Below are 21,601 nucleotides of genomic sequence, written 5' to 3'. Positions count from 1 at the left end.
GCAAGGGCAGGACGACAGGTAACGCGCCGGATGTTCGCCGCCGCCTGCATTGGCGCTATACATTCGGGGCCGAAGGCGATATGCGCCTTGGCTTGCATGGCCCCGTGCCGCCGGATGTTCCGGTCGTTGGCCCGCCGCACCCCGAACAGCAGATGTGATTGCCGTGATCCAGACACTTTCCGACGCCCTTGCCGCCCGCGGCTATGACACCCTCACCCCCGTTCAACAGGCCGTCACCGATGCCGCGCTGGACGGTGCCGACCTGTTGGTGTCGGCACAGACGGGATCGGGCAAGACCGTGGGCTTCGGTCTTGCCATCGGCCCGACGCTGTTGGACGACGACGGCCGCTTCGGTGCCGCCGATGCACCGCTGGCCCTGATCATCGCCCCCACGCGCGAGCTTGCGTTGCAGGTCAAGCGTGAGCTGATGTGGCTCTATGCCAATACTGGCGCGGTCGTCACCTCCTGTGTCGGCGGCATGGACATGCGCGACGAACGCCGCGCGCTGGACCGGGGCGCGCACATCGTCGTCGCCACGCCGGGCCGGTTGCGCGACCACATCATGCGCGGATCGCTGAAGATGGACGCCCTGCGCGCCGTCGTTCTGGACGAGGCCGACGAGATGCTGGACCTCGGTTTCCGCGAGGATCTGGAATTCATCCTGGGCGAAGCGCCGGAAACCCGCCGCACCCTGCTGTTCAGCGCCACGGTGCCCAAGGCCATCGCGACGCTGGCAAAGAATTACCAGAAGGACGCCGTGCGCGTCTCGACCACCGCCGAGAAATCGCAACACTCGGACATTTCCTATCAGGCGATGACCGTGGCCCAGCAGGACGCCGAGAACGCGATCATCAACGTGCTTCGCTTCTTCGAGGCGCCCAACGCGCTGGTGTTCTGCAACACCCGCGCCATGGTGAACCGGTTGACCACCCGCTTTTCCAACCGCGGCTTTTCCGTCGTCGCGCTGTCGGGTGAGCTGACCCAGAACGAACGCACCCACGCCTTGCAGGCGATGCGCGACGGCCGGGCCCGGGTCTGTGTCGCCACCGACGTAGCCGCGCGCGGGATCGACCTGCCGAACCTCGAACTGGTCATCCACGCCGAATTGCCCAGCAATTCCGAAACGCTGCTGCATCGCTCGGGCCGCACCGGCCGGGCAGGGCGCAAGGGCGTGTCGGCGCTGATCGTGCCACAGAAGGTCAGGAAGAAGGCCGAACGGCTGTTGCAGGGCGCCAAGGTCAAGGCCGAATGGACCGTGCCGCCCTCGGCCGACGACGTGCGCGCCAAGGACGAAGAGCGCCTGCTCGAGGATCCGATCTGGGACGAGGATATCTCGGAAGAGGAAGCGATCTTCGCCGAACGCCTGCTGGACATGCACGCGCCCGACAAGATCGCCGCCGCCTACATGCGCCTGTTCCGCACCCGCCAGTCGGCCCCCGAAGACCTGTCCGACCCCGGCGCCCCGCCGCCGCCCCGCGCACCGTTCGGCCCGTCAGTGTGGTTTTCCATCGCGGTCGGCCGGTCGCAGAATGCCGAACCCCGCTGGCTGCTGCCGATGCTGTGCAAGGCGGGCGGATTGTCCAAGGACGATATCGGCGCGATCCGGATTCAGCATAACGAAAGCTTCGTCGAGATCACGCAGGCCAGCGCCGATGGATTCCTCAGGGCCATCGGTCCCGCGATGACGCTGGAAGGCGGCACCGCGCTGAAAAAGCTGGACCGCGCCCCGGAATTCGCGCCGCGCGGTCCCCGCCCCGAAGGCGGCGCGCGTCCCGACCGGGCCGAGCGGCCCGACCGCCCGGCCAAGCCGCGCTGGCAGCCCGACAACCCCGACACGGCGGACGCCGAGGCGAAACCGGCCGAGAAATACCGCGCGCCAAAGCCCGTCGAGATGGAAGCGCCGAAACCCGACGCTGCGATAAAGCCGAAACCATCGACGGATGCGCCAGCAAAACCCAAGGCCGCATATGCCGCCAAACCTGACAACAAGGTGAAGAAGCCCTGGAAGAAGGCCGACAAGCCAGAAGGCAAAGCGCCCCGCGCCGCGGGTGCGAAATCGTGGGACAAACCCGCGCGTCCCGCCGATGGCAAGCCCTGGGAAAAATCCGACAAGCCGCGCAAGCCAAAGCCGGCGGGCAAACCCTATGCGCGGCCCGAGGCCGCCGGCGGCAAACCTGCGGCGAAACCCGCAGCCGACGCGCGCGATCCGTCCAAGCGGTTCGTGCCGCCGGGCGCCAAGGCTGGCAAGCCCGGTCCCCGGGCGGGTAAGCCGGGCGGAAAACCCTTTGGCAAACCGATGGGCAAGCCCGGCGCGAAACCCGGTGGCAAGGCGTTCGGTGTCCGCCCGGGCAAAGGCCCCGACAGCACACCGCGCCGCAAGGGGTAGGGACAGACCTGCACGACGGGGTGCGCGGTCGGCCTTCGATCTCCGGCCGCCGCCCGCTTTTCGCGCCAGTGCGCTCGGGGACGTGCGCGTCACCGCTAGCCCTTGGTGCAGCCTTGGGTTAGACGGGGCGCAACGCGCACGAAAGCAGGCAGGTCATGGCACGCATCCTCATCACATCGGCAATTCCATACATCAACGGGATCAAGCACCTCGGCAACCTGGTGGGCAGCCAGATGCCCGCCGACCTCTATGCCCGTTACATGCGCCAGCGCGGCCACGAAGTGTTGTTTCTCTGTGCCACCGACGAACACGGCACCCCCGCCGAACTGGCCGCTGCCAAGACGGGCGAGCCTGTCGCGGACTACTGCGCGCGCATGTGGGGCGTGCAGAAAGAGCTGTCCGACGGCTTCCGGCTGTCCTTCGACAAGTTCGGGCGGTCATCCTCGCCACAGAACCACCGCCTGACCCAGCATTTCGCCGCCATGCTGGACCAAGCGGGGCTGATCCGCGAAGTGTCGGAAAAGCAGGTCTATTCCATTGCCGACGGGCGTTTCCTGCCGGATCGTTATATCGAGGGTACCTGTCCGAACTGCGGCTATGACCGGGCGCGGGGCGATCAATGCGAAAACTGCACCAAGCAGTTGGATCCGACCGACCTGATCGATCCGCGCTCGGCGATTTCCGGCTCGACCGACCTCGAGGTGCGCGAGACGAAACACCTGTATCTGATGCAGAAGAACCTGCGCGGCGAACTGTCGGACTGGATCGATTCCAAGACCGACTGGCCGGTCCTGACCACCTCGATCGCGCGCAAGTGGCTGAACGACGGCGATGGCCTTCAGGACCGTGGCATCACCCGCGATCTGGACTGGGGCGTGCCGGTGCAAAAGGGCGACGATCCCTGGCCGGGGATGGAGGGCAAGGTGTTCTATGTCTGGTTCGATGCCCCCATCGAATACATCGCCTGTGCGGGTGAATGGGCGGCCGAACAGGGGCTGGATGACGCCGCATGGGAACGCTGGTGGCGCACGACCCGCGGCGCCGACGACGTGCGCTATGTGCAGTTCATGGGCAAGGACAACGTGCCGTTCCACACCCTGTCGTTCCCGGCGACCATCATGGGCGCCAACCGGATCGAAGGGCAGGACTGGAAGCTGGTCGATTACATCAAGTCGTTCAATTACCTGAACTACGAAGGCGGGCAGTTTTCCACCTCGCAGGGGCGCGGCGTGTTCATGGACCAGGCGCTGTCGATCCTGCCGTCGGATTACTGGCGCTGGTGGCTGTTGTCCCATCCGCCCGAATCCTCGGACACCGAATTCACCTGGGAGAATTTCCAGGCCTCGGTGAACAAGGATCTGGCCGATGTTCTGGGCAATTTCGTCTCGCGCGTGACCAAGTTCTGCCGCTCGAAATTCGGCGAGGTCGTGCCCGAGGGCGGGGCGTTCGGCGAGGCCGAAACCGCCCTGATCGCCGACCTGACCACCCGCGTGCGCGCCTATGAGAGGCACATGGAAGCCATCGAGATCCGCAAGGCCGCGGCCGAGTTGCGCGGCATCTGGGCCGCGGGCAACGAATACCTGCAACTCAACGCGCCCTGGACGGTGTTCAAGACAGACCCCGACCGCGCCGCCGCGATGGTGCGCCTGTCCCTGAACCTGATCCGCCTCTACGCGATCCTCTCGCGCCCCTTCATCCCCGACGCCGCGGCCGAGATTTCAGAGGCAATGGGCGTGGAGGACGCCGGATGGCCCGACGACGTGGCAGCTGCACTCGAGGCGCTGCCCGCCGGTCACACGTTCACCGTGCCCGATGTGACGTTCAGGAAGATCACGGACGAGGAGCGGGAGACATGGAAGGCGCAGTTTTCAGGGGTGCGGGGGTGACGTCGAGACAGCGTATAACCCGCGTATGAAGTTCGACGTGATCGCTCCGCTCCCTCAAATGAACGCGTTGGGCGCATAATTCCAAGCACCGTATTATGGCGGCTGCGGCGTAAGCGTCAGGCGGCGCGTGCGCGCACGCACGCCGAACGCGCTTGCCAGTTTTCATCCAAACGAACTTAAAAACGAGCGAATAACAAAAGATAATCCTTGAACCGATGGAATTATTAAAGCAAGGGCGCCGACTAAAATAAGCGCCGCACACAAAATTCGAAAATGTAAGTTTGCGTAATCAAGTATTAAAAATAAATGACCGGATATTTCCTTGATGAATTGCTCTTTTTCTATCTCTTGCTTCCCGGCATTTTGTGGCCCGAGGTAGCGTTCGGTGCCTGCGTTTACCAATCCATTCGGCGACACTTGCGGCTGATCCAAATAAAACATCAAATTCCAGTTTTGAACCGTTCCTGTATCGTGCCATTCCCTGAAAGCCTCGGGATTTGGTTGTCCATAAGGATACGATATTTCACGTAAATAACTTCCAGAAATCGAATAATAATAGGGTGGTTTTTGGTGAAATTTGAATAAGGAAGATCTAACGGTTTCGGTTAGAGTCGCCAGCGTTTCACCAGAGGCAACAACGCTCGTCGGGCCTCTAAATTCCTTTATAAATTTTGGACAGCCTATTAAGTAAAGAATATAAGTTACAAAAAACAATACCGCTGAGAAATAGTAATAGTACCAAGTGAAGGGAAATTGAAGCAATAACGTAAGGTATTCGGCTTCTGAAAATGGTCCGAAAGTTAGGCGTTCTGGAGCATTGTTGAAGATTTTCGCAAGTGTCGGAACGATAAGAAGCCAGACGTATAGGCGTCGAATGGCTGAATGGTCAATTACCGTTCGAATACTCCTCCAGCTGGGAGCTGCTATATCGAACCAATTATAACGCGGTTCAAGCGACCTCAGACGTTTCTCACCCATCCATCTTCAGCGCATTGATGAACGCCTGCTGCGGGATCTCGACCTTGCCGAACTGGCGCATCTTCTTCTTGCCGGCCTTCTGCTTGTCCAACAGCTTGCGCTTGCGGGTGGCGTCTCCGCCATAGCATTTGGCCGTCACGTCCTTGCGCATCGCCGACAGGGTTTCGCGGGCGATCACCCGGCCGCCGATGGCAGCCTGGATCGGGATCTTGAACATGTGGCGGGGGATCAGCTCTTTCAGCTTTTCGCACATGGCGCGGCCGCGGCCTTCGGCGCGGTCGCGGTGCACCATCATCGACAGGGCGTCGACGGGTTCGTCGTTGACCAGCACCGACATTTTCACCAGCGCGTCGGCGCGATAGCCGATCATCTGGTAATCGAACGACGCATACCCTTTGGTAACGCTTTTCAGCCTATCGTAGAAATCGAACACAACTTCGTTGAGGGGGAGGTCATAGACAGCCATGGCACGCGACCCGGCATAGGTCAGGTCCAACTGGATGCCGCGCCGGTCCTGGCACAGCTTCAGCACGTCGCCCAGGTATTCGTCGGGCACCAGGATCGTCGCCTTGATGCGCGGCTCTTCGATGCTTTCGATGTTCGCCGGGTCGGGCATGTCGGCGGGGTTGTGCAGTTCGATCACTTCGCCGTCGCGCATGTGGATGTTATAGACGACCGAGGGCGCCGTCGTGATCAGGTCGATGTCGTATTCCCGCTCGATCCGGTCGCGGATCACCTCGAGGTGGAGCAGCCCGAGAAAGCCGCAGCGGAAGCCGAAGCCCAGCGCGGCCGAGGTTTCCATCTCGAACGTGAAGGAGGCGTCGTTGAGGGCCAGCTTCTCGATCGCGTCGCGCATGTCCTCGAAGTCGTTGGCGTCCACGGGGAACAACCCGCAGAACACCACCGGAATCGACGGCTTGAAGCCGGGCAGGGCGGTCTCGCAACCCTTCTTTTCGGTCGTGATGGTGTCGCCGACGCGGGTGTCACGCACCTGCTTGATCTGCGCGGTCAGGAACCCGATTTCGCCGGGGCCCAGTTCGGCGACGTCCACCATGGCCGGGCGATAGACGCCGACCTTGTCGATCTCGTACAAGCCGCCGGTCTTCATCATGCGGATCTTCTGCCCCTTCTTCAGGATGCCGTCGATCACCCGGACGATGACCACGACGCCCAGGTAGGGGTCGTATTTCGAATCGACCAGCATCGCCTTCAGCGGCTTGTCGGGGTCGCCTTCTTTCGGGGCGGGCAGGCGGTGCACGATGGCTTCCAGCACGTCGGGAATGCCGATGCCGGTCTTGGCCGAAATCTCCACGGCGTCCGAAGCGTCGATGCCGATGACGTCCTCGATCTGTTCCTTGACCCGCTCGGGCTCCGAGGCGGGCAGGTCGATCTTGTTCAGCACCGGCACGATCTCGTGATCCGCGTCGATGGCGGTATAGACGTTGGCGAGGGTCTGCGCCTCGACCCCTTGCGTCGCGTCTACCACCAGAAGCGAGCCTTCGACCGCACGCATGCTCCGCGACACCTCGTAGGCGAAATCGACGTGGCCGGGGGTGTCGATCAGGTTCAGGATATAGGTGTTGCCGTCCTTGGCCGGATAATCGATGCGGACCGTGTTGGCCTTGATCGTGATGCCGCGCTCGCGTTCGATATCCATCGAATCGAGCATCTGTTCCTTCATGTCGCGTTCGGCCACCGTGCCGGTCAGCTGGATCAGCCGGTCGGCAAGGGTGGATTTGCCATGGTCGATGTGCGCGACGATGGAGAAATTTCGGATCAGGGAAAGCTTGGTCATCGGGGCGGTGTCCGGTGCTGGGTCAGCTTATTGGAATGGCGCGCGGAGCGCAATTTTGCAAGGGGAATACAGGGCAACCCGTGCCCCCGGCCGCGCCAGTTTATCCCGTCGGGCGCGGAGGGAACAGCCGCGGTTCGCGCAAGACGGCGGTTTCGGGTGAAACGGACGCCGCCCCCCATGACGAAACGATCCGCGCCCATGTCCGCCGGGTTGTTACCACGTAAACCCGGCGGCGTTTGCGGTATCACCACGGTCTGTGCGACGCCGCGCTGTCAGATCGGGGTTCGCGGGCCGGTCAGGCAACGCTGCCCCAGGGCCCGTGGAAATCCTTGCCGTCGTTGTCCAGGCGTTCAAAGCCATGGGCGCCGAAGAAGTCGCGCTGGCCCTGGATCATGTTCGCGGTCGAACGCGCGGTGCGCGTCATGTCGAACCAGGTCAGGGCCGCCGACAGGGCCGGGACCGGCAGGCCGTGGGCCAAGGCGGTCGCAACCGTATGACGCAGGGCCGGGGTGTGCTTGACGATCAGGTCGCGGAAGAACGGCGCGAAGATCAGGTTGTCGTCGGGCTGATCCGTCAGGGCCGTCGCCATGTCGTTCAGCATCGACGAACGGATGATGCAGCCCTCGCGCCAGACGCGCGCGACTTCGGGCATGGGCAGGTTCCAGTCGAACGTCTTGCTGGCCGCGTGCAACAGGTCGAAGCCCTGGGCATAACACATGATCTTGCCGGCGATCATCGCGCCTTCCAGGGTGTCGACCGACAGGATGTCGGTGGTCAGGCCCACGGGGGCTGCGCCGAACACGTCCTGTCCGCGCTGGCGCAGGGGCAGTTTCGCGCTGACGTTTCGGGCGGTGACCGCCGCTTCGATCACCGGGATGGGGGCGCCCAGGTGCTGGGCCTCGATCACGGTCCAGCGGCCGGTGCCCTTCTGACCGGCGCGGTCCAGGATCACGTCCAGCATCGGCTTGCCCGAGTCGGGGTCGATGGCATCGGCGACCTTGCCAGAAATCTCGATCAGATAGGATTGCAGCGGGCCGTCGTTCCAGCGCGCGAAGACATCGCCACATTGTTCGGCCGACCAGTTCAGCCCGTCCCGGAACACGCCGTAGATTTCGGCGATCATCTGCATGTCGGCATATTCGATGCCGTTGTGCACGGACTTGACAAAATGGCCCGCGCCCGCTTCGCCCATCCAGGTGGCGCAGGGGGTGCCTTCGTAATCCGCGGCGATGGCCTTGAGGGTGTCTTCGACCATGGCCCAGGCCGGCTTGGGCCCACCGCCCATGATCGACGGGCCATGGCGTGCGCCCTCTTCCCCACCGGACACGCCGATGCCCAGAAACGGCACGCCCGCTTCGACGGCTTCGGCCGCGCGCCGGTTGGTGTCGTGAAAGTTCGCGTTGCCCGCGTCGATGATCAGGTCCTGGTCGTTCAGCAGGGGGCGCAGGGCGGCGATCTGCTGGTCCACCGGTTCGCCCGCCTGCACCATCAGGATGATCGCGCGGGGGCTTTGCATCGCCTCGACGAACCCTTCCAGCGTGTCCGCCGGGATCAGCTTGTCCGCCAGATCGGGGGTGTGTTGCCGGGTATGGGCGATGAAGTCGTCGGTCTTGGCCTGGGTGCGGTTATACACCGCCAGCGGCTCGGCCTTTTCCGCGATGTTCAGGGCCAGGGCGCGGCCCATGGTTCCCAGGCCCAGCAGGCCGATGCGTGGTTTGCTCATGGTGTCTGAACCCCTTGACGGTTGAGTGTGATGGAATAGAGGCTGGTCGTTGCAGTGATGAACAGCCGGTGCTTGGCGCGGCCGGATGAATTCAGACGCTTGCCTCGAAAACTGTCGGCGATCACGCTGATGCTGCCGTCCCATTCGGTGCGCGTGGCACGCCGCGTGCCATGCTCGCACGACACCAGCCGCCCTTGCCGGTCGCGGGTGTGGCCGTTGGCGTAATTGCTTGGCGCACGATGGGTCGAGATCGCGCCGGCATCGTTCCGGCGCAGGATCCGGTTGTCGGGAATGTCGGAAAACAACAGGCAATCCGCATCGCCGAACCACACCGGCCCTTCCACCCCGTCGAACCCCGTTGCCCACCGTTTCAGAGGCGCGTTGCCGAGGACATAGGTGTCGAACACGGGATCGTCGCTGTGAAAGAAGGTCATTTGTCGGTCCGCTCTGGCACTGTGCGTGCTCCATTGGTAGCGTCAGCGCGACAAAGGTTAAAGAGCGAAGGAACAACCTATGGTATTCAGTGAGCAGACAACCCGCCTGACCCACACCGGCGTGATGGCCATGCTGTCGGCCGCGGTCGACAAGGCCGAAAAGATGGGCCAGCCCCAGTGTATCGTGATCGTCGACGCCAGCGGTGTCGAACTGGGCAGCCTGCGTATGAGCGGCGCAAAATACCTGTCGTTCAAGAGCGCGCGCACCAAGGCCCGCACCTCGGCCTCGATCTCGGCCCCCAGCGCCAATGTGCCCGAAGCGATCCGCGACCGCATCGTGTCGGCCACCCAGAACAACATCACGTCGCTGCCCGGCGGTCTGCCGATCATGATCGGCGGCGTTCTGGCCGGCGGCATCGGCATCGGATCGGGCACCAGCGCACAGGACGTCGAGGTTGCCAACGCCGCCCTGTCCGCGATCGGTGCGACGACCTTCGAATAAGGCGCGACGGATCAGCCGGAAAAGGCGATCTGCACCTTCATGGCCTGCGACCGGTCGCCGGCCAGTTCGAACGCGGCCGTGGCATCGGCCATGCCCATGGTGTGGCTGATCAGCGGTTTGACATCGATCAGCCCCTTGCGCATCAATTCCACCCCGGTGAAGAATTCGGGGTGGAAGCGGAACGATCCCTTCAGCGACAGTTCCTTGGCGGTGATTGCCTGAACCGGCAGGGTCATGTCGCCGCCCATGCCGACCTGCACGATGGTGCCGCTGGGTTTCATGGCGGGCACCGCACCGGCCAGGGCCTGTGGGCTGCCGGTGCATTCCAGCAAGACGTCGAACTGTCCCTTGTCGTGGGTCCAGGGCGCCAGACCATCGGGCGTGGTGGCGACGTTCACGGTGGCGTCGGCGCCGTTCGCGGCCGCGATGCCCAGCGTGAAATCGGCCAGATCGGTGGCGACGATTTCCGCTGCCCCGGCCCGGCGCGCGGCCAGGATGCAAAGTAACCCGATCGGTCCGCATCCGGTGACCAGCACCCGCTTGCCCAGCATCTCGCCGGCCTGCCGCGTGGCGTGCAGACAGACGGCCAACGGTTCGGCCATCGCTGCCTCGCCCGCGCTCAGCCCGTCGGCGGGGGCGCATTGGCTGGCGTCGGCGACCAGCGTCTGGCGGAACGCCCCCTGGATATGGGGAAACGGCATGGCCGAGCCATAGAACCGCATGTTCAGGCAATGATTCTGCGCGCCCTCCTGGCAGAACCGGCAATGACCGCAGGGCCGCGAGGGCGAAACGGCAACCAACTGCCCCTCGCGCAGGTCGCTGACACCGTCACCCAGCGCCGTGATGACCCCCGATACCTCATGTCCCAGGATCATAGGTTCTTTCAGACGCACGGTGCCAAAGCCGCCGTGGTTGTAATAATGCAGGTCCGATCCGCAGATTCCGCCGGCCGCCATGGCGATCAGAACCTGCCCCGGACCGGGCGTCTCGTCGGGGCGCGTCTCGAGCCGAAGATCCTTGGGCCCGTGGGCAACGATGACTTGGGATGCGGACATGGGGCGGCCTCCGGCGCAGGTTGACAGGGTTTGTTATCGTTATCATAAAAGCCGGTGAACCCGGATGTCGAGATCCAAAGAGGAGAGTGTCATGGTCAGCGGAGTCGATCTTTTCCGTCTTGAAGGCAAACGCGCATTGGTCACCGGATCATCGCAGGGCATCGGTTATGCGCTGGCCGAAGGGCTGGCGGCGGCGGGCGCCGAAATCGTGCTGAACGGCCGCGACGAGGCCAAGCTGTCGGCCGCGGCGGACCGGCTGCGCGACGCCGGCGCAACGGTTCACACGCTGGCCTTCGACGTGACCGACGCGGGGTCCGTGGCCAGCGCGATCGACGGCTTCGAAAAGGACAGCGGTGCGATCGACATCCTGGTGAACAACGCCGGCATGCAGCACCGCACGCCCCTGGAAGATTTTCCGCCCGATGCCTTCGAACGCTTGATGAAGACCAACGTGACCTCGGTATTCCTGGTCGGGCAGGCCGTCGCGCGCCACATGATCGGGCGCGGCGCGGGCAAGATCGTGAACATCGCATCGGTCCAGACCGCCCTGGCGCGCCCCGGCATCGCGCCCTACACCGCGTCCAAGGGCGCGGTCGGCAACCTGACCAAGGGCATGGCGACCGATTGGGCAAAACACGGGTTGCAGTGCAACGCCATCGCGCCGGGATATTTCGAGACACCCCTGAACCAGGCGCTGGTCGACGACCCCGAGTTCACGGCATGGCTGGCCAAGCGCACCCCCGCCGGCCGCTGGGGCCGCGTCGAGGAACTGGTCGCCGCCTGCATCTTCCTGTGCGGGCCCGGCTCCAGCTTTGTCAACGGTCACACCCTGTTCGTGGACGGCGGGATTTCCGTGTCGCTCTGACGGATCGGCGGCGCGGCCATGGACATCGCCGCGCCAGGCGCTACTCCTTCCGCGATGCGAAAAAGGAGAGCGTGATGAAACGACTGAAGCTGGGCGATACCGGGATCGAGGTGTCGGAATTCTGCCTTGGAACAATGACCTGGGGCAGCCAGAACACCGAGGCCGAAGGCCACGCCCAGATGGATCGCGCATTGGCGGCCGGCTGCGACTTCTGGGACACGGCCGAGATGTATCCGGTCAACCCGGTGGCGAAAGAGACCGTCGGTGACACCGAAAGCATCGTCGGCTCATGGATCGCAAGGACCGGGCGGCGCAGCGACGTTGTGCTGGCCACCAAATGTTCGGGCTACAACGAAAAATTCGTGCGCGAGGGGCAACCGGTGACGGGCGCCACCCTGCGCGCTGCGCTGAACGGATCGTTGCAACGGCTGAACACGGATTACGTCGATCTGTATCAGTTGCACTGGCCGAACCGTGGATCCTATCACTTCCGCCGGATCTGGAACTATGATCCGACGGCGCAGGTGACGACCGAAATCGAAGACAACATGGCCGACGTGATGCAGACGCTCAGGGCGCTGGTGGACGAGGGCAAGATCCGCGCCTTCGGCCTGTCGAACGAAACCGCCTGGGGCACGATGAAATGGAACGCGGCGGCGGCGGCCACCGGCGGGCCCCGCGTCGCGTCGATGCAAAACGAATACTCGCTGCTGTGCCGCGCATACGACACCGACATGGCCGAGACGGCGCATAATGAAGATGTCACTTTGCTGGCATATACGCCCTTGGCGGCCGGGCTTTTGAGCGGGAAGTATCAAAAAGGCGACATTCCCTCGGGATCACGGATGAGCCTCAACCCCGATCTCGGCGGGCGCAAGACCGACCGCGCGGCGGCGGCGGTCGATGCCTACCTGGCGGTCGCGGCCAAGCATGGGCTGAACCCGGCGCAGATGGCCCTGGCGTGGACCCGCACACGGCCGTTCACGACGATCCCGATTTTCGGCGCGACGTCGCTTGCGCAACTGGATCTGGCCTTGGGGGCGGCCGACGTGACCCTGTCGGACCACGTTCTCGACGATATCGCGGCAACCCACAGGTTGCATCCGATGCCGTTCTGAAACCAAGCCCGTTTTTTCTTGCTGAAAATACTCCCGCCGGAGGCGTCTTCCGCTGCAACATGCAACGGGTTCGCCTTCGGCGAGAGTATTTGAGGCAAGAAAAAGCCCGATGGGCGATCAGCCCACCATGCCGACAATGTCATAGGTGCGTTTCAGAACCGGCGCAGTGATTTCACGGGCGCGGCTGGCGCCACGGTTGAGAATCGCGTCGATCTCGGCCGTGTCCTGCATCAGGCGCGCCATTTCTTCCGAAATCGGGGCCAGCTTGGCAACTGCAAGGTCGGCGAGCATCGGTTTGAACTGTCCGAACTGCTGACCGGCGACCTGGGCAATCGCGTCTTCGGCGCTGATATCGGACAGGCCTGCGAAGATGTTCACCAGGTTGCGCGCGTCGGGTCGATCCTTCAGGCCGTCCAGCGTTTCGGGCAGGGGCTCGGGGTCGGTCTTGGCCTTGCGGATCTTCTTCGCGATGGCATCGGCATCGTCGGTCATGTTGATGCGGCTGGCATCGGACGGGTCGGACTTGCTCATCTTCTTGGTGCCGTCGCGGAGCGACATGACGCGGGTCGCGGCACCCTCGATGACCGGCTCGGTGATCGGGAAGAAGTCGACACCGTAGTCGTGGTTGAACTTGGCCGCGATGTCGCGGGTCAGCTCGATATGCTGTTTCTGATCCTCGCCCACGGGCACGTGGGTGGCGTGATAGATCAGGATGTCTGCGGCCATCAGCGCGGGATAGGCGAACAGGCCGAGCGATGCATTCTCGCTGTTCTTGCCGGCCTTGTCCTTCCACTGGGTCATGCGTTGCATCCACCCCATGCGCGCCACGCAATTGAAGATCCACGCCAGTTGCGCGTGTTCGGGCACCTGGCTCTGATTGATCAGCACGGATTTCTCCGGGTCGACCCCGGCGGCGATGAACCCGGCGCAAAGCTCGCGCGTGTTGCGGCGCAGGGTTTCAGGGTCGTGAAGCTTGGCCGTGATCGCGTGCAGGTCGACCATGCAATACACGGTTTCCACCGGCTGGCCGTTCAGACCGCGGTCCTGCATGTCGACAAAGCGCTTGATGGCACCGAGGTAATTGCCCAGCGTCAGGCCGCCCGACGGCTGGATGCCGGAAAAGACGCGCGGCGTGAAACCGGTCCGCTGGGTCTGTTCGGTCATGGTACGTGCTCCGTCTGGATATTCCGTTCGGCTTCGCTTACCCATGGGGCCGTTCCCCGTCAAGGAAGGCCCCCCGATGGATCCAGATCGCAACGCATCGCCGGTCAACCCGCTGCCGCCCATGGTGGTGACACTGGCCCTGGCCATCTTCGGCATCGAGGTGGTGATGCAGCTTGCCTCGCGCGGGATACTGGGGGGAGCTGCCGGGGTCGGCTGGCGGCTCGAGGCGCTGAACCGGTTCGCCTTTGCGCCGCAGATCCTTCAGCAGATGATGGAGCTGGGGCAATATCCGCCGGACCAGGTGATGCGCTTTGTCACCTATCCCTTCGTGCATCAGGATTTCACCCATGTCCTGTTCGTGCTGGTGTTCCTGCTGGCCCTGGGCAAGATGGTGGCCGAGGTGTTTCACCCGCTTGCCGTTCTCGTGGTGTTCTTCGGCGCCGCGATCGCGGGGGCGTTGTGCTACACCTTCCTGCAAGGATCGCCCATTGCACTTTATGGTGGCTATCCGTCTGTCTATGGGCTGATCGGATCCTATACCTTCCTTTTGTGGACGGGGCTGGGCGCGCAGGGCCAGAACCGGATGCGGGCGTTCACACTGATCGGGTTCCTTCTGGGCATCCAGCTGATCTTCGGGGTCCTGTTCGGGGGCGGCAATTTCTGGGTGGCGGAAATGGGTGGCTTCGTTGCGGGTTTCGTGCTGTCGTTTGTCGTCAGTCCCGGCGGGTTCGTGCGGGTGCGCAACCGGCTTCGCCAAAGATAGGGACATCAGATGCGACAGACATGGAGATGGTTCGGCCCTGCCGACACGGTCAGCACGGCCCAGATGCGGCAGGCCGGGGTCGAAGGGGTGGTATCGGCGTTGCACCACCTGAAACCCGGCACCGCCTGGTCGGCGGACGAGATCGCCAAGCGACAGGCCCAGATCGCGGCGCTGCCCGGCGGCGGCGCCTCTGGCCTGGCGTGGGAGGTGGTCGAAAGCGTTCCGGTCAGCGAGGCGATCAAGACCCAGGTCGGCGACTGGCGCGCGCATCTGGATGCCTATCGCGAGACGCTGGAGAAACTTGCCGGCGCCGGCATCGAAACCGTGTGCTACAACTTCATGCCGGTGCTGGACTGGACGCGCACGGCGTTGCGCGCGCCCCAGTCCCATGGCGGCACGGCGATGCTGTTCGATCTCGAGGATTTCGCCGCCTTCGATCTGTTTGTCCTCGAACGCCCCGGTGCCTTTGACGATTACCCCGAACCCTGCATTTCGGCGGCCCGCGAAAAGGCGTCGAAGATGCACGCCACCGAAAAGCAGGCATTGCAGGACAACATCGTCGCGGGATTGCCCGGCGCCAACGATGCCTGGACGCTGGACGAGGTGCGCGATCACCTGGGGCGTTACGCCGATATCGGCGCCGACCGCCTGCGCGCCAACCTGATCGATTTCCTGTCCGAGGTGGTGCCCACGGCCGAACGTCTTGGCCTGCGGTTGTGCTGTCACCCTGACGATCCGCCGTTTCCGTTGCTGGGGTTGCCGCGGGTGATGTCGTCGCTTGCCGATTACCGGACGGTGCTGGAGGCCGTCGACAGCCCGGCCAATGGCGCGACCCTTTGCACCGGATCGCTGGGCGTGGCGCCCGATTTCGATCCGGTTGCCTTTGTCGACGCGCTGGGGCAGAAGATCCACTTCGCCCACCTGCGCAACACGAAACGGATCGCGCCCGCCCATGGCGCGCGGTCCAGCTTTTTCGAGGCCGCGCATCTGGAGGGTGACACCGACATGATCGCCACCATCCGCGCGCTTGTGCGTGAGGAGAAGCGGCGCCGCACCGAAGGCCGCGCCGATTGGCAGATTCCCATGCGCCCCGATCACGGTCAGGACCTGCTGGGCGATCTCGATGTGCGGGGGATGCCCGGCTATCCGCTGATCGGGCGGATGCGCGGGCTGGCCGAATTGCGCGGTGTCATGGCGGCGGTGTCGGCCGAATAGGCCCCTGACGGGTCTTGCCCCGCGCGACGCCGCGCCCCACATCCAGTCAGGATCGTCTGGAGCGGGCGCGGATGGAAATCGTTCTTGGATCGTTGATCGAATATGTCCACGGGAACCTGCGGCGATACCCGTCCGTGAAATGGCTGCTGATCGGGCTTCTGACGGGTTTCGGGTGGTGGCTTGTAATTATCGAATGGGGGATGCTGGGCACCTGAAGGCCCGGCGTCGCCCGGCGGTTGCGTTCCGCCAGCGATGTCCGGGCCGTCCGCGCGAACGGCCCGTCCGTTTCGTTTCAGCTCAGCTCCTTGACCCGCGCCAGGGCGGCTGACAGCCGCGCGTGCTCCTCGGTCTTGACCGCGGCTTGCGCCTCGGTTTCCTCGACCACCTCGGGGGTGGCGTTTGCGCGGAACTTGGGGTTCTTCAGCCGTCCCTGAAGGCCCGACAGCTCCTTGTCGACCTTGGTCAGCGATTTTTCCAGCCGCGCCTGTTCCGCCTTGGCGTCGATGATCCCCGCAAGGGGCAGGGCAAAGGTGCCGCCCGCAACCGGTATCGTCGCAGCACCCTTTGGCGCTTCGGCGGCATCGGTCAGATTCTCGATCCGCGCCAGCTTGCGGATCAGCGGCGCGTTGTTGTCCCACGCCCGGCGTCCGGCGTCGTCGGAGTCAAGGCGCAGCAGATCGACGGTCAGCCCGGCGGGCACGTTCATTTCCCCGCGCACCGACCGGATGCCTTCGATCAGCGAAATCACCCAGTTCATCTCGGCGTCTGCGTCGGCGTCGATCAACTCATCGCCATAGGTCGGCCAATCGGCGTGGACCAGCATCTTGTCCCGCTTGCCCTGACCCCAAAGCTCTTCGGTGATGAACGGCATGATCGGATGCAGCAGGATCACGCATTGATCCAGCACCCAGGCCAAAGTTTCGCGGGTTTCGCGCTTTTCCGCGTCGGTGCCGTCCAGCAACAGGGGCTTGGACAGTTCCAGATACCAATCGCAGACCTTGCCCCAGACAAAGACATACAGCGCATTGGCCGCGTCGTTGAAGCGATAGCCCGACAACGCCGCGTCAACCTCGGCCCGGACCTTGGCGGTTTCCCCGACGATCCACTTGTTGACGGCCTGCGTCGGTTTCAGATCGGCGGTGGTGACGGTGCCGAACGGCACATTGTTCATCTCGGCAAAACGGAAGGCATTCCACAGCTTCGTGCCGAAGTTGCGGTTGCCGGCGATGCGCGCCGTCGACAGCTTCAGATCGCGCCCCATGGACGCCATCGCCGTCAGGGTGAAACGCACGGCATCGGCGCCGTATTCATCGATCAGGTCCAGCGGATCCAGGACGTTGCCCAGCGATTTGGACATCTTCTTGCCCTTCTCGTCACGGACAAGGGCATGGACATAGACGGTATCGAAGGGTTTCTGCCCGACCACGGCATATTGCATCATCATCATCCGGGCGACCCAGAAGAAGATGATGTCGAACCCGGTGATCAGCACGTTGGTCGGGAAGTATTTCTGCAACTCGGGCGTCTGTTCGGGCCAGCCCAGCGTGCCGAGCGGCCAAAGCCCCGAGGAAAACCAAGTGTCCAGAACATCGGGATCGCGCCAGACCGGATAGACCAGCTTTGTCGGATCCTGGCTGACGTTGTATTCGGCCAGCGAAACCGCCAGGCGGTGGATGGCGGTTTCACGATCCGCCACCTCGATTACCCTGGCGACGTGGAGCGGATGGGGAAGCGACGCCAGATCGTCCTGAAAACGGCCGGTGACCGCCGCAAGATCCGCGGCACAATGGCGGCGATGGCCGGAATGAACCAGATGGTCCTTGGTCAGCAACGACATCAGTTCGACTTCGTCCAGCGCGTTGTCGCCTTCGTCATCGTGGAAACTGGACGTATGCAGGTCGAGGCCATACCAGACCGGTATCTGATGCCCCCACCACAGCTGTCGCGAGATGCACCAGGGTTCGATGTTCTCCAGCCAGTTGAAATACACCTTGCGGTCCTGTTCGGGCAGGATCGTCACCTCGCCCGAGCGCACGGCGTCGATGGCCGGCTGAACGATACGGGCGGTATCGACGAACCACTGATCGGTCAGCATCGGTTCGATCACGACCTTCGATCGGTCGCCGAACGGCTGCATTATCTTCTTGGCCTCGACCAGGGGCACCCAGTCGCCGCCTTCGGGCGCCATGCAGACGGCGCTGTCATCGCCTTCGGGAGCGGCGCGGACCATGACGGCCAGACCTTCGGCGGTGATGTCCGCGACGATCCGCTCGCGGGCCTCGAACCGGTCCAGCCCGCGATAGGCTTCGGGAACCAGGTTGATGTCGGACACGTCCGGCACCGGCTGTTCGCTCGGCGACTGGAACCGGCCTTCGGTGGCGTGATGCATCTCGACCCACTCGCGCGCATGGGCGCCGGCGCGGACGGCCGAGTCTTCATAGGACAGACCATCGGTGCGCATCGCGCCCCTGGTGTCCAGCAGGGAATAGAGCGGGATACGGTTGCGCTGGGCCACGGCGTAATCGTTGAAGTCATGGGCGCCGGTGATCTTGACCGCGCCCGAGCCGAAGGCGGGATCGGGATACTCGTCGGTGATGATCGGAATCTGGCGGCGATGCTCCTTCGGCCCCACCGGAATTTCGCAAAGCTTGCCGACGATCGACGCATACCGCGTATCGGTCGGATGCACCGCCACGGCGCCATCACCCAGCATCGTTTCAGGGCGGGTGGTGGCGATCGAGATGTAATCGCGGGTCTCGATCAGAAGGATATTCCCGTCCTCGTCCTTCTCGACATATTCATAGGTTTCACCACCGGCCAGCGGATACTTGAAATGCCACATGTGGCCGTCGGTTTCGATATTCTCGACCTCGAGATCGGAAATCGCGGTCTCGAACTTGGGATCCCAGTTGACCAGCCGTTTGCCGCGATAGATCAGCCCCTTGTCGTGCAGATCGACAAAGACCTTGATGACCGCATCGTGAAAATTGCCTTCTTCGCCTTCGGGCGCGCCGGGGGCGCCCGACATGGTAAACGCCTCGCGCGACCAGTCACAGGATGCACCGAGGCGCTTCAACTGGCCGATGATGGTGCCGCGCGACTTGACCTTCTGCTCCCAGACGCGGGCGGTGAAGGCCTCGCGCCCCATCTCGCGGCGCGTCGGCTCGCCATGCTCGGCCATGTCGCGCTCGGTCACCATCTGCGTGGCGATGCCCGCGTGATCCGTGCCCGCCTGCCACAACGTATCGAACCCGCGCATCCGGTGCCACCGCACAAGGATATCCTGCAGCGTGTTGTTGAATGCGTGCCCCATATGCAGCGACCCGGTCACGTTCGGCGGCGGGATCATCACGCAGAACGTTTCGGCGCGCGAGGCATTGGCGCCCGCCGTGAAACATCCCGCATCTTCCCAGGCGTCATAAAGCCGGCTCTCGGCGGCAGCTGCGTGAAAGGTCTTTTCCATGGGCATTGTCGCGCCTCCTTCTGGCTTGGCAGTTTGCTTAGCGAAGGTCGCGCCCAAGGGAAAGACCGATGCGCGCGACGGAGCGTCGGACGCGCTGCGCGCGTGAGTATTTTCAGCAAGAAAAAGCGAGGAGATTCACTGCGCGTTAACCTTAACGCGCCAAGGTCGGTCGTGCGGAACAGGCTGGAGAGCCGATGGCCGTGCAAGGAAAAGCCGCCCCACTGCCAGGAGGATATCCGTTCGGTGGGGCGCACCTCCTCCTGGCTTTTTCTTGCCGGAAATACTCATCCGCCGTCGCAATGTCGCAAAACGCTCGCGAGGGTCCACGCGGCCGGCAGCAGGAACCCATCTGCCCGCACGGCAAATGGCGCGCGCCGCAGGCGCTCATTCAGGGAAATCACACGGCCCGGTCGAACTTTGTGGACAGGTGGATCAGGCTCTCGGTCCCACGTATTCCGCTGACATTTGCGATCGTGTTCAAGACCTCGTCCAGGGCCTCGGTGGTTTCTGCGGCGACCTGAAGGATCAGGTCGACCCGGCCCGACGTGGTGTGCAGGGCTTCGACCTCCGGGATCGTCTTCAGCTTCGCCTGCACCGCCGCGCCGGATCTGAGGTCGATACTCACCAGGACCGTTGCGCGAATCCGCGTCCGCGTGATCGCCCGGCCCAGCTTGACCGTGTATCCGCCGATGACCCCGGTCCGCTCCAACCGTTCGATCCGCGCCTGTACGGTCGAGCGCGCCACCTTGAACCGGCGCGCCAGGCGCGATGTCGAGGTGGAACTGTCGGCCGCGAGGGCCGCGAGAAGGCGTTGGTCAAGCTCGTCCATCATTCTGCCCGATCATTTCGTCATTTTCACCATCATACCGCACAATTCAACTCTTTCCATCGGTCAAATCCGCGATCATATGCACACTCGAAACTCAGGAGATAAGGGCGCGTTGTATCGTACCTGGCCTGGTGTGGTGAACCTTTCCCCAAGGCGCATCCCAACCGGTGACACGGGCAAGAGAACGCAGCGCACAACCCGACTGAGGAGACCGACATGGGCCTTTCCAAGACCATCTGGACGACACCGACCGAATACCTGAGCCGCGAACAACCGGAAGATCCGGTGCTGTTCTTCGCACCCATGGTGTTGCAGACGACGGCCAGGCGTTTTCTCGACGGTTTCCCGGGTCTCGTGACCTATGCGGTCAAGTCGAACCCGGACGAGATGGTGATCGCCAATCTCGCCGCCGCCGGGATCCAGGGCTATGATGTCGCCTCGATCTGGGAGATCGAGCTGATCCGGCGTGCCGCCCCCGGTGCCGCGATGCATTACCACAACCCGGTCCGGTCGCGTTCCGAGATCCGGCGCGCCGTCGAACTTGGTGTGACCTCCTATTCGGTCGACAGTCAGTCGGAACTGGCGAAATTGATGGAGATCGTTCCGGTCGGCGCCGAAATCTCGGTCCGCTTCAAGATGCCGGTCGCCGGCGCCGCCTATGATTTCGGCGCCAAGTTCGGAGCCACCGAGGATGACGCCGTTGCCCTTCTGGCGCAGGTGAACGAGGCCGGCTACATCGCCTCGCTGACGTTCCATCCGGGCACCCAGTGCACTGATCCGATGGCATGGGACAGCTATATCCGCACCGCGGCGTCCATCGCGTCGCGCGCCGGGGTCGCCATCGCGCGCCTGAATGTCGGCGGTGGCTTCCCGTCGCACCGGCTGAACGAGGTCGCGCCGATGCTCGAGCAGATCTTCGAGCTGATCGACCGCGTCACCGGCGAAGCCTTTGGCGACGCACGCCCCGATCTCGTGTGCGAGCCGGGCCGCGGTCTGGTGGCGGAATCCTTCAGTCTGGCCACCCAGGTGCGGGCGATCCGCGACGATGCCCACGTGTTCCTGAATGACGGAATCTATGGCGGCTTGGCCGAACTGCCGCTGATCGGGATCATCGACCGAACCGAGGTGCGCGGACCCGACGGCGCCCTGCGTCAGGAGCCGGGGCGCGGGCGCATCGTGTTCGGCCCGACCTGCGATTCGGTCGACCGCTTGCCGGGCGAGCTGTCGTTGCCCGGTGACATGGCCGAAGACGATTACGTGGTGTTCCACGGCATGGGCGCCTATTCGACGGCGACCGTCACGCGGTTCAACGGCTTCGGCAACTTCCAGCTGGTGACCGTGATGGGGCTCAAGGGCTGAGCCATCCGGCTTGATCGGGCATGGTGGCGGGGCTGGACATGGCCCCGCTTGCCGCTAGTGTTCCCC

17 protein-coding genes are annotated in these 21,601 nt (G+C 63.7%); 9 read left to right on the top strand and 8 right to left on the bottom strand.

The window, feature by feature from the left end; genetic code table 11:
* The first annotated feature begins 163 nt into the window (after window positions 1-163).
* A complete protein-coding gene (locus CFP68_RS05390; RefSeq protein WP_099826192.1) occupies window positions 164-2,386 on the top strand; it encodes a DEAD/DEAH box helicase in 2,223 nt (740 codons plus the stop codon).
* Between the two features lie 155 nt (window positions 2,387-2,541).
* Window positions 2,542-4,272: a methionine--tRNA ligase gene (gene metG, locus CFP68_RS05385; protein WP_099825497.1), complete on the top strand. Its 1,731-nt coding sequence runs from the start codon at window positions 2,542-2,544 to the stop codon at window positions 4,270-4,272.
* 162 nt (window positions 4,273-4,434) lie between these two features.
* Here the strand turns inward: metG and CFP68_RS17825 are convergent, their stop codons facing one another.
* The 4 genes from CFP68_RS17825 to CFP68_RS05370 all read right to left on the bottom strand — a co-directional run bounded on the left by CFP68_RS17825 (window position 4,435) and on the right by CFP68_RS05370 (window position 9,202).
* Window positions 4,435-5,250: a hypothetical protein gene (locus CFP68_RS17825; RefSeq protein ID WP_145953403.1), complete on the bottom strand. Its 816-nt coding sequence runs from the start codon at window positions 5,248-5,250 to the stop codon at window positions 4,435-4,437.
* A complete protein-coding gene (lepA, locus tag CFP68_RS05380; protein WP_099825495.1) occupies window positions 5,243-7,045 on the bottom strand; it encodes a translation elongation factor 4 in 1,803 nt (600 codons plus the stop codon). Before lepA ends, CFP68_RS17825 begins: the two co-directional genes overlap by 8 nt.
* Window positions 7,046-7,340: 295 nt before the next feature.
* Entirely contained in the window at window positions 7,341-8,768 is a 1,428-nt protein-coding gene (gene gndA, locus CFP68_RS05375; protein WP_099825493.1) for an NADP-dependent phosphogluconate dehydrogenase, read from the bottom strand.
* On the bottom strand, window positions 8,765-9,202 hold the full coding sequence (locus CFP68_RS05370; protein WP_099825490.1) for an SMP-30/gluconolactonase/LRE family protein: 438 nt from the start codon (window positions 9,200-9,202) through the stop codon (window positions 8,765-8,767). Before CFP68_RS05370 ends, gndA begins: the two co-directional genes overlap by 4 nt.
* Window positions 9,203-9,281: 79 nt before the next feature.
* Here CFP68_RS05370 and CFP68_RS05365 point away from each other — a divergent pair, with 79 nt between their 5' ends.
* Window positions 9,282-9,704 (top strand): GlcG/HbpS family heme-binding protein, encoded by a 423-nt coding sequence (locus CFP68_RS05365; RefSeq protein WP_099825488.1) that lies wholly within the window; start codon window positions 9,282-9,284, stop codon window positions 9,702-9,704.
* A gap of 11 nt (window positions 9,705-9,715) precedes the next feature.
* On the opposite strand, the gene CFP68_RS05360 is transcribed toward CFP68_RS05365, so the two are convergent.
* Window positions 9,716-10,759 (bottom strand): L-idonate 5-dehydrogenase, encoded by a 1,044-nt coding sequence (locus CFP68_RS05360; protein ID WP_099825486.1) that lies wholly within the window; start codon window positions 10,757-10,759, stop codon window positions 9,716-9,718.
* 64 nt (window positions 10,760-10,823) lie between these two features.
* Between CFP68_RS05360 and CFP68_RS05355 the strand changes: the two genes are divergently transcribed.
* Complete coding sequence (locus CFP68_RS05355; protein WP_241523966.1) at window positions 10,824-11,624, top strand: SDR family oxidoreductase; 801 nt, start codon at window positions 10,824-10,826, stop codon at window positions 11,622-11,624.
* Window positions 11,625-11,698: 74 nt separating this feature from the next.
* Entirely contained in the window at window positions 11,699-12,742 is a 1,044-nt protein-coding gene (locus tag CFP68_RS05350; protein WP_099825482.1) for an aldo/keto reductase, read from the top strand.
* A 117-nt stretch (window positions 12,743-12,859) separates the two neighbouring features.
* Here CFP68_RS05350 and trpS read toward each other — a convergent pair whose 3' ends face one another.
* On the bottom strand, window positions 12,860-13,906 hold the full coding sequence (trpS, locus tag CFP68_RS05345) for a tryptophan--tRNA ligase (RefSeq protein ID WP_099825480.1): 1,047 nt from the start codon (window positions 13,904-13,906) through the stop codon (window positions 12,860-12,862).
* Between the two features lie 76 nt (window positions 13,907-13,982).
* Between trpS and CFP68_RS05340 the strand changes: the two genes are divergently transcribed.
* The 3 genes from CFP68_RS05340 (at window position 13,983) to CFP68_RS18070 (ending at window position 16,099) form a co-directional block, all read left to right on the top strand.
* Entirely contained in the window at window positions 13,983-14,669 is a 687-nt protein-coding gene (locus CFP68_RS05340; protein WP_099826191.1) for a rhomboid family intramembrane serine protease, read from the top strand.
* Window positions 14,670-14,678: 9 nt separating this feature from the next.
* Window positions 14,679-15,884, top strand: a complete 1,206-nt coding sequence (gene uxuA / locus CFP68_RS05335) for a mannonate dehydratase (RefSeq protein ID WP_099825477.1) — start codon at window positions 14,679-14,681, stop codon at window positions 15,882-15,884.
* 71 nt (window positions 15,885-15,955) lie between these two features.
* On the top strand, window positions 15,956-16,099 hold the full coding sequence (locus CFP68_RS18070; RefSeq protein ID WP_158234132.1) for a hypothetical protein: 144 nt from the start codon (window positions 15,956-15,958) through the stop codon (window positions 16,097-16,099).
* A 77-nt stretch (window positions 16,100-16,176) separates the two neighbouring features.
* Here CFP68_RS18070 and CFP68_RS05330 read toward each other — a convergent pair whose 3' ends face one another.
* Complete coding sequence (locus CFP68_RS05330; RefSeq protein ID WP_099825475.1) at window positions 16,177-19,353, bottom strand: valine--tRNA ligase; 3,177 nt, start codon at window positions 19,351-19,353, stop codon at window positions 16,177-16,179.
* A gap of 391 nt (window positions 19,354-19,744) precedes the next feature.
* Window positions 19,745-20,176: an Lrp/AsnC family transcriptional regulator gene (locus CFP68_RS05325; protein WP_099826190.1), complete on the bottom strand. Its 432-nt coding sequence runs from the start codon at window positions 20,174-20,176 to the stop codon at window positions 19,745-19,747.
* A gap of 216 nt (window positions 20,177-20,392) precedes the next feature.
* Here CFP68_RS05325 and CFP68_RS05320 point away from each other — a divergent pair, with 216 nt between their 5' ends.
* Window positions 20,393-21,535: a type III PLP-dependent enzyme gene (locus tag CFP68_RS05320; protein ID WP_099825472.1), complete on the top strand. Its 1,143-nt coding sequence runs from the start codon at window positions 20,393-20,395 to the stop codon at window positions 21,533-21,535.
* Window positions 21,536-21,601: the final 66 nt, after the last annotated feature.

The sequence above is a fragment of the Oceaniglobus indicus genome (assembly GCF_002751875.1).
In the GTDB taxonomy this organism is placed as follows: domain Bacteria; phylum Pseudomonadota; class Alphaproteobacteria; order Rhodobacterales; family Rhodobacteraceae; genus Oceaniglobus; species Oceaniglobus indicus.
This window is presented reverse-complemented; position numbering and strand designations above follow the sequence as displayed.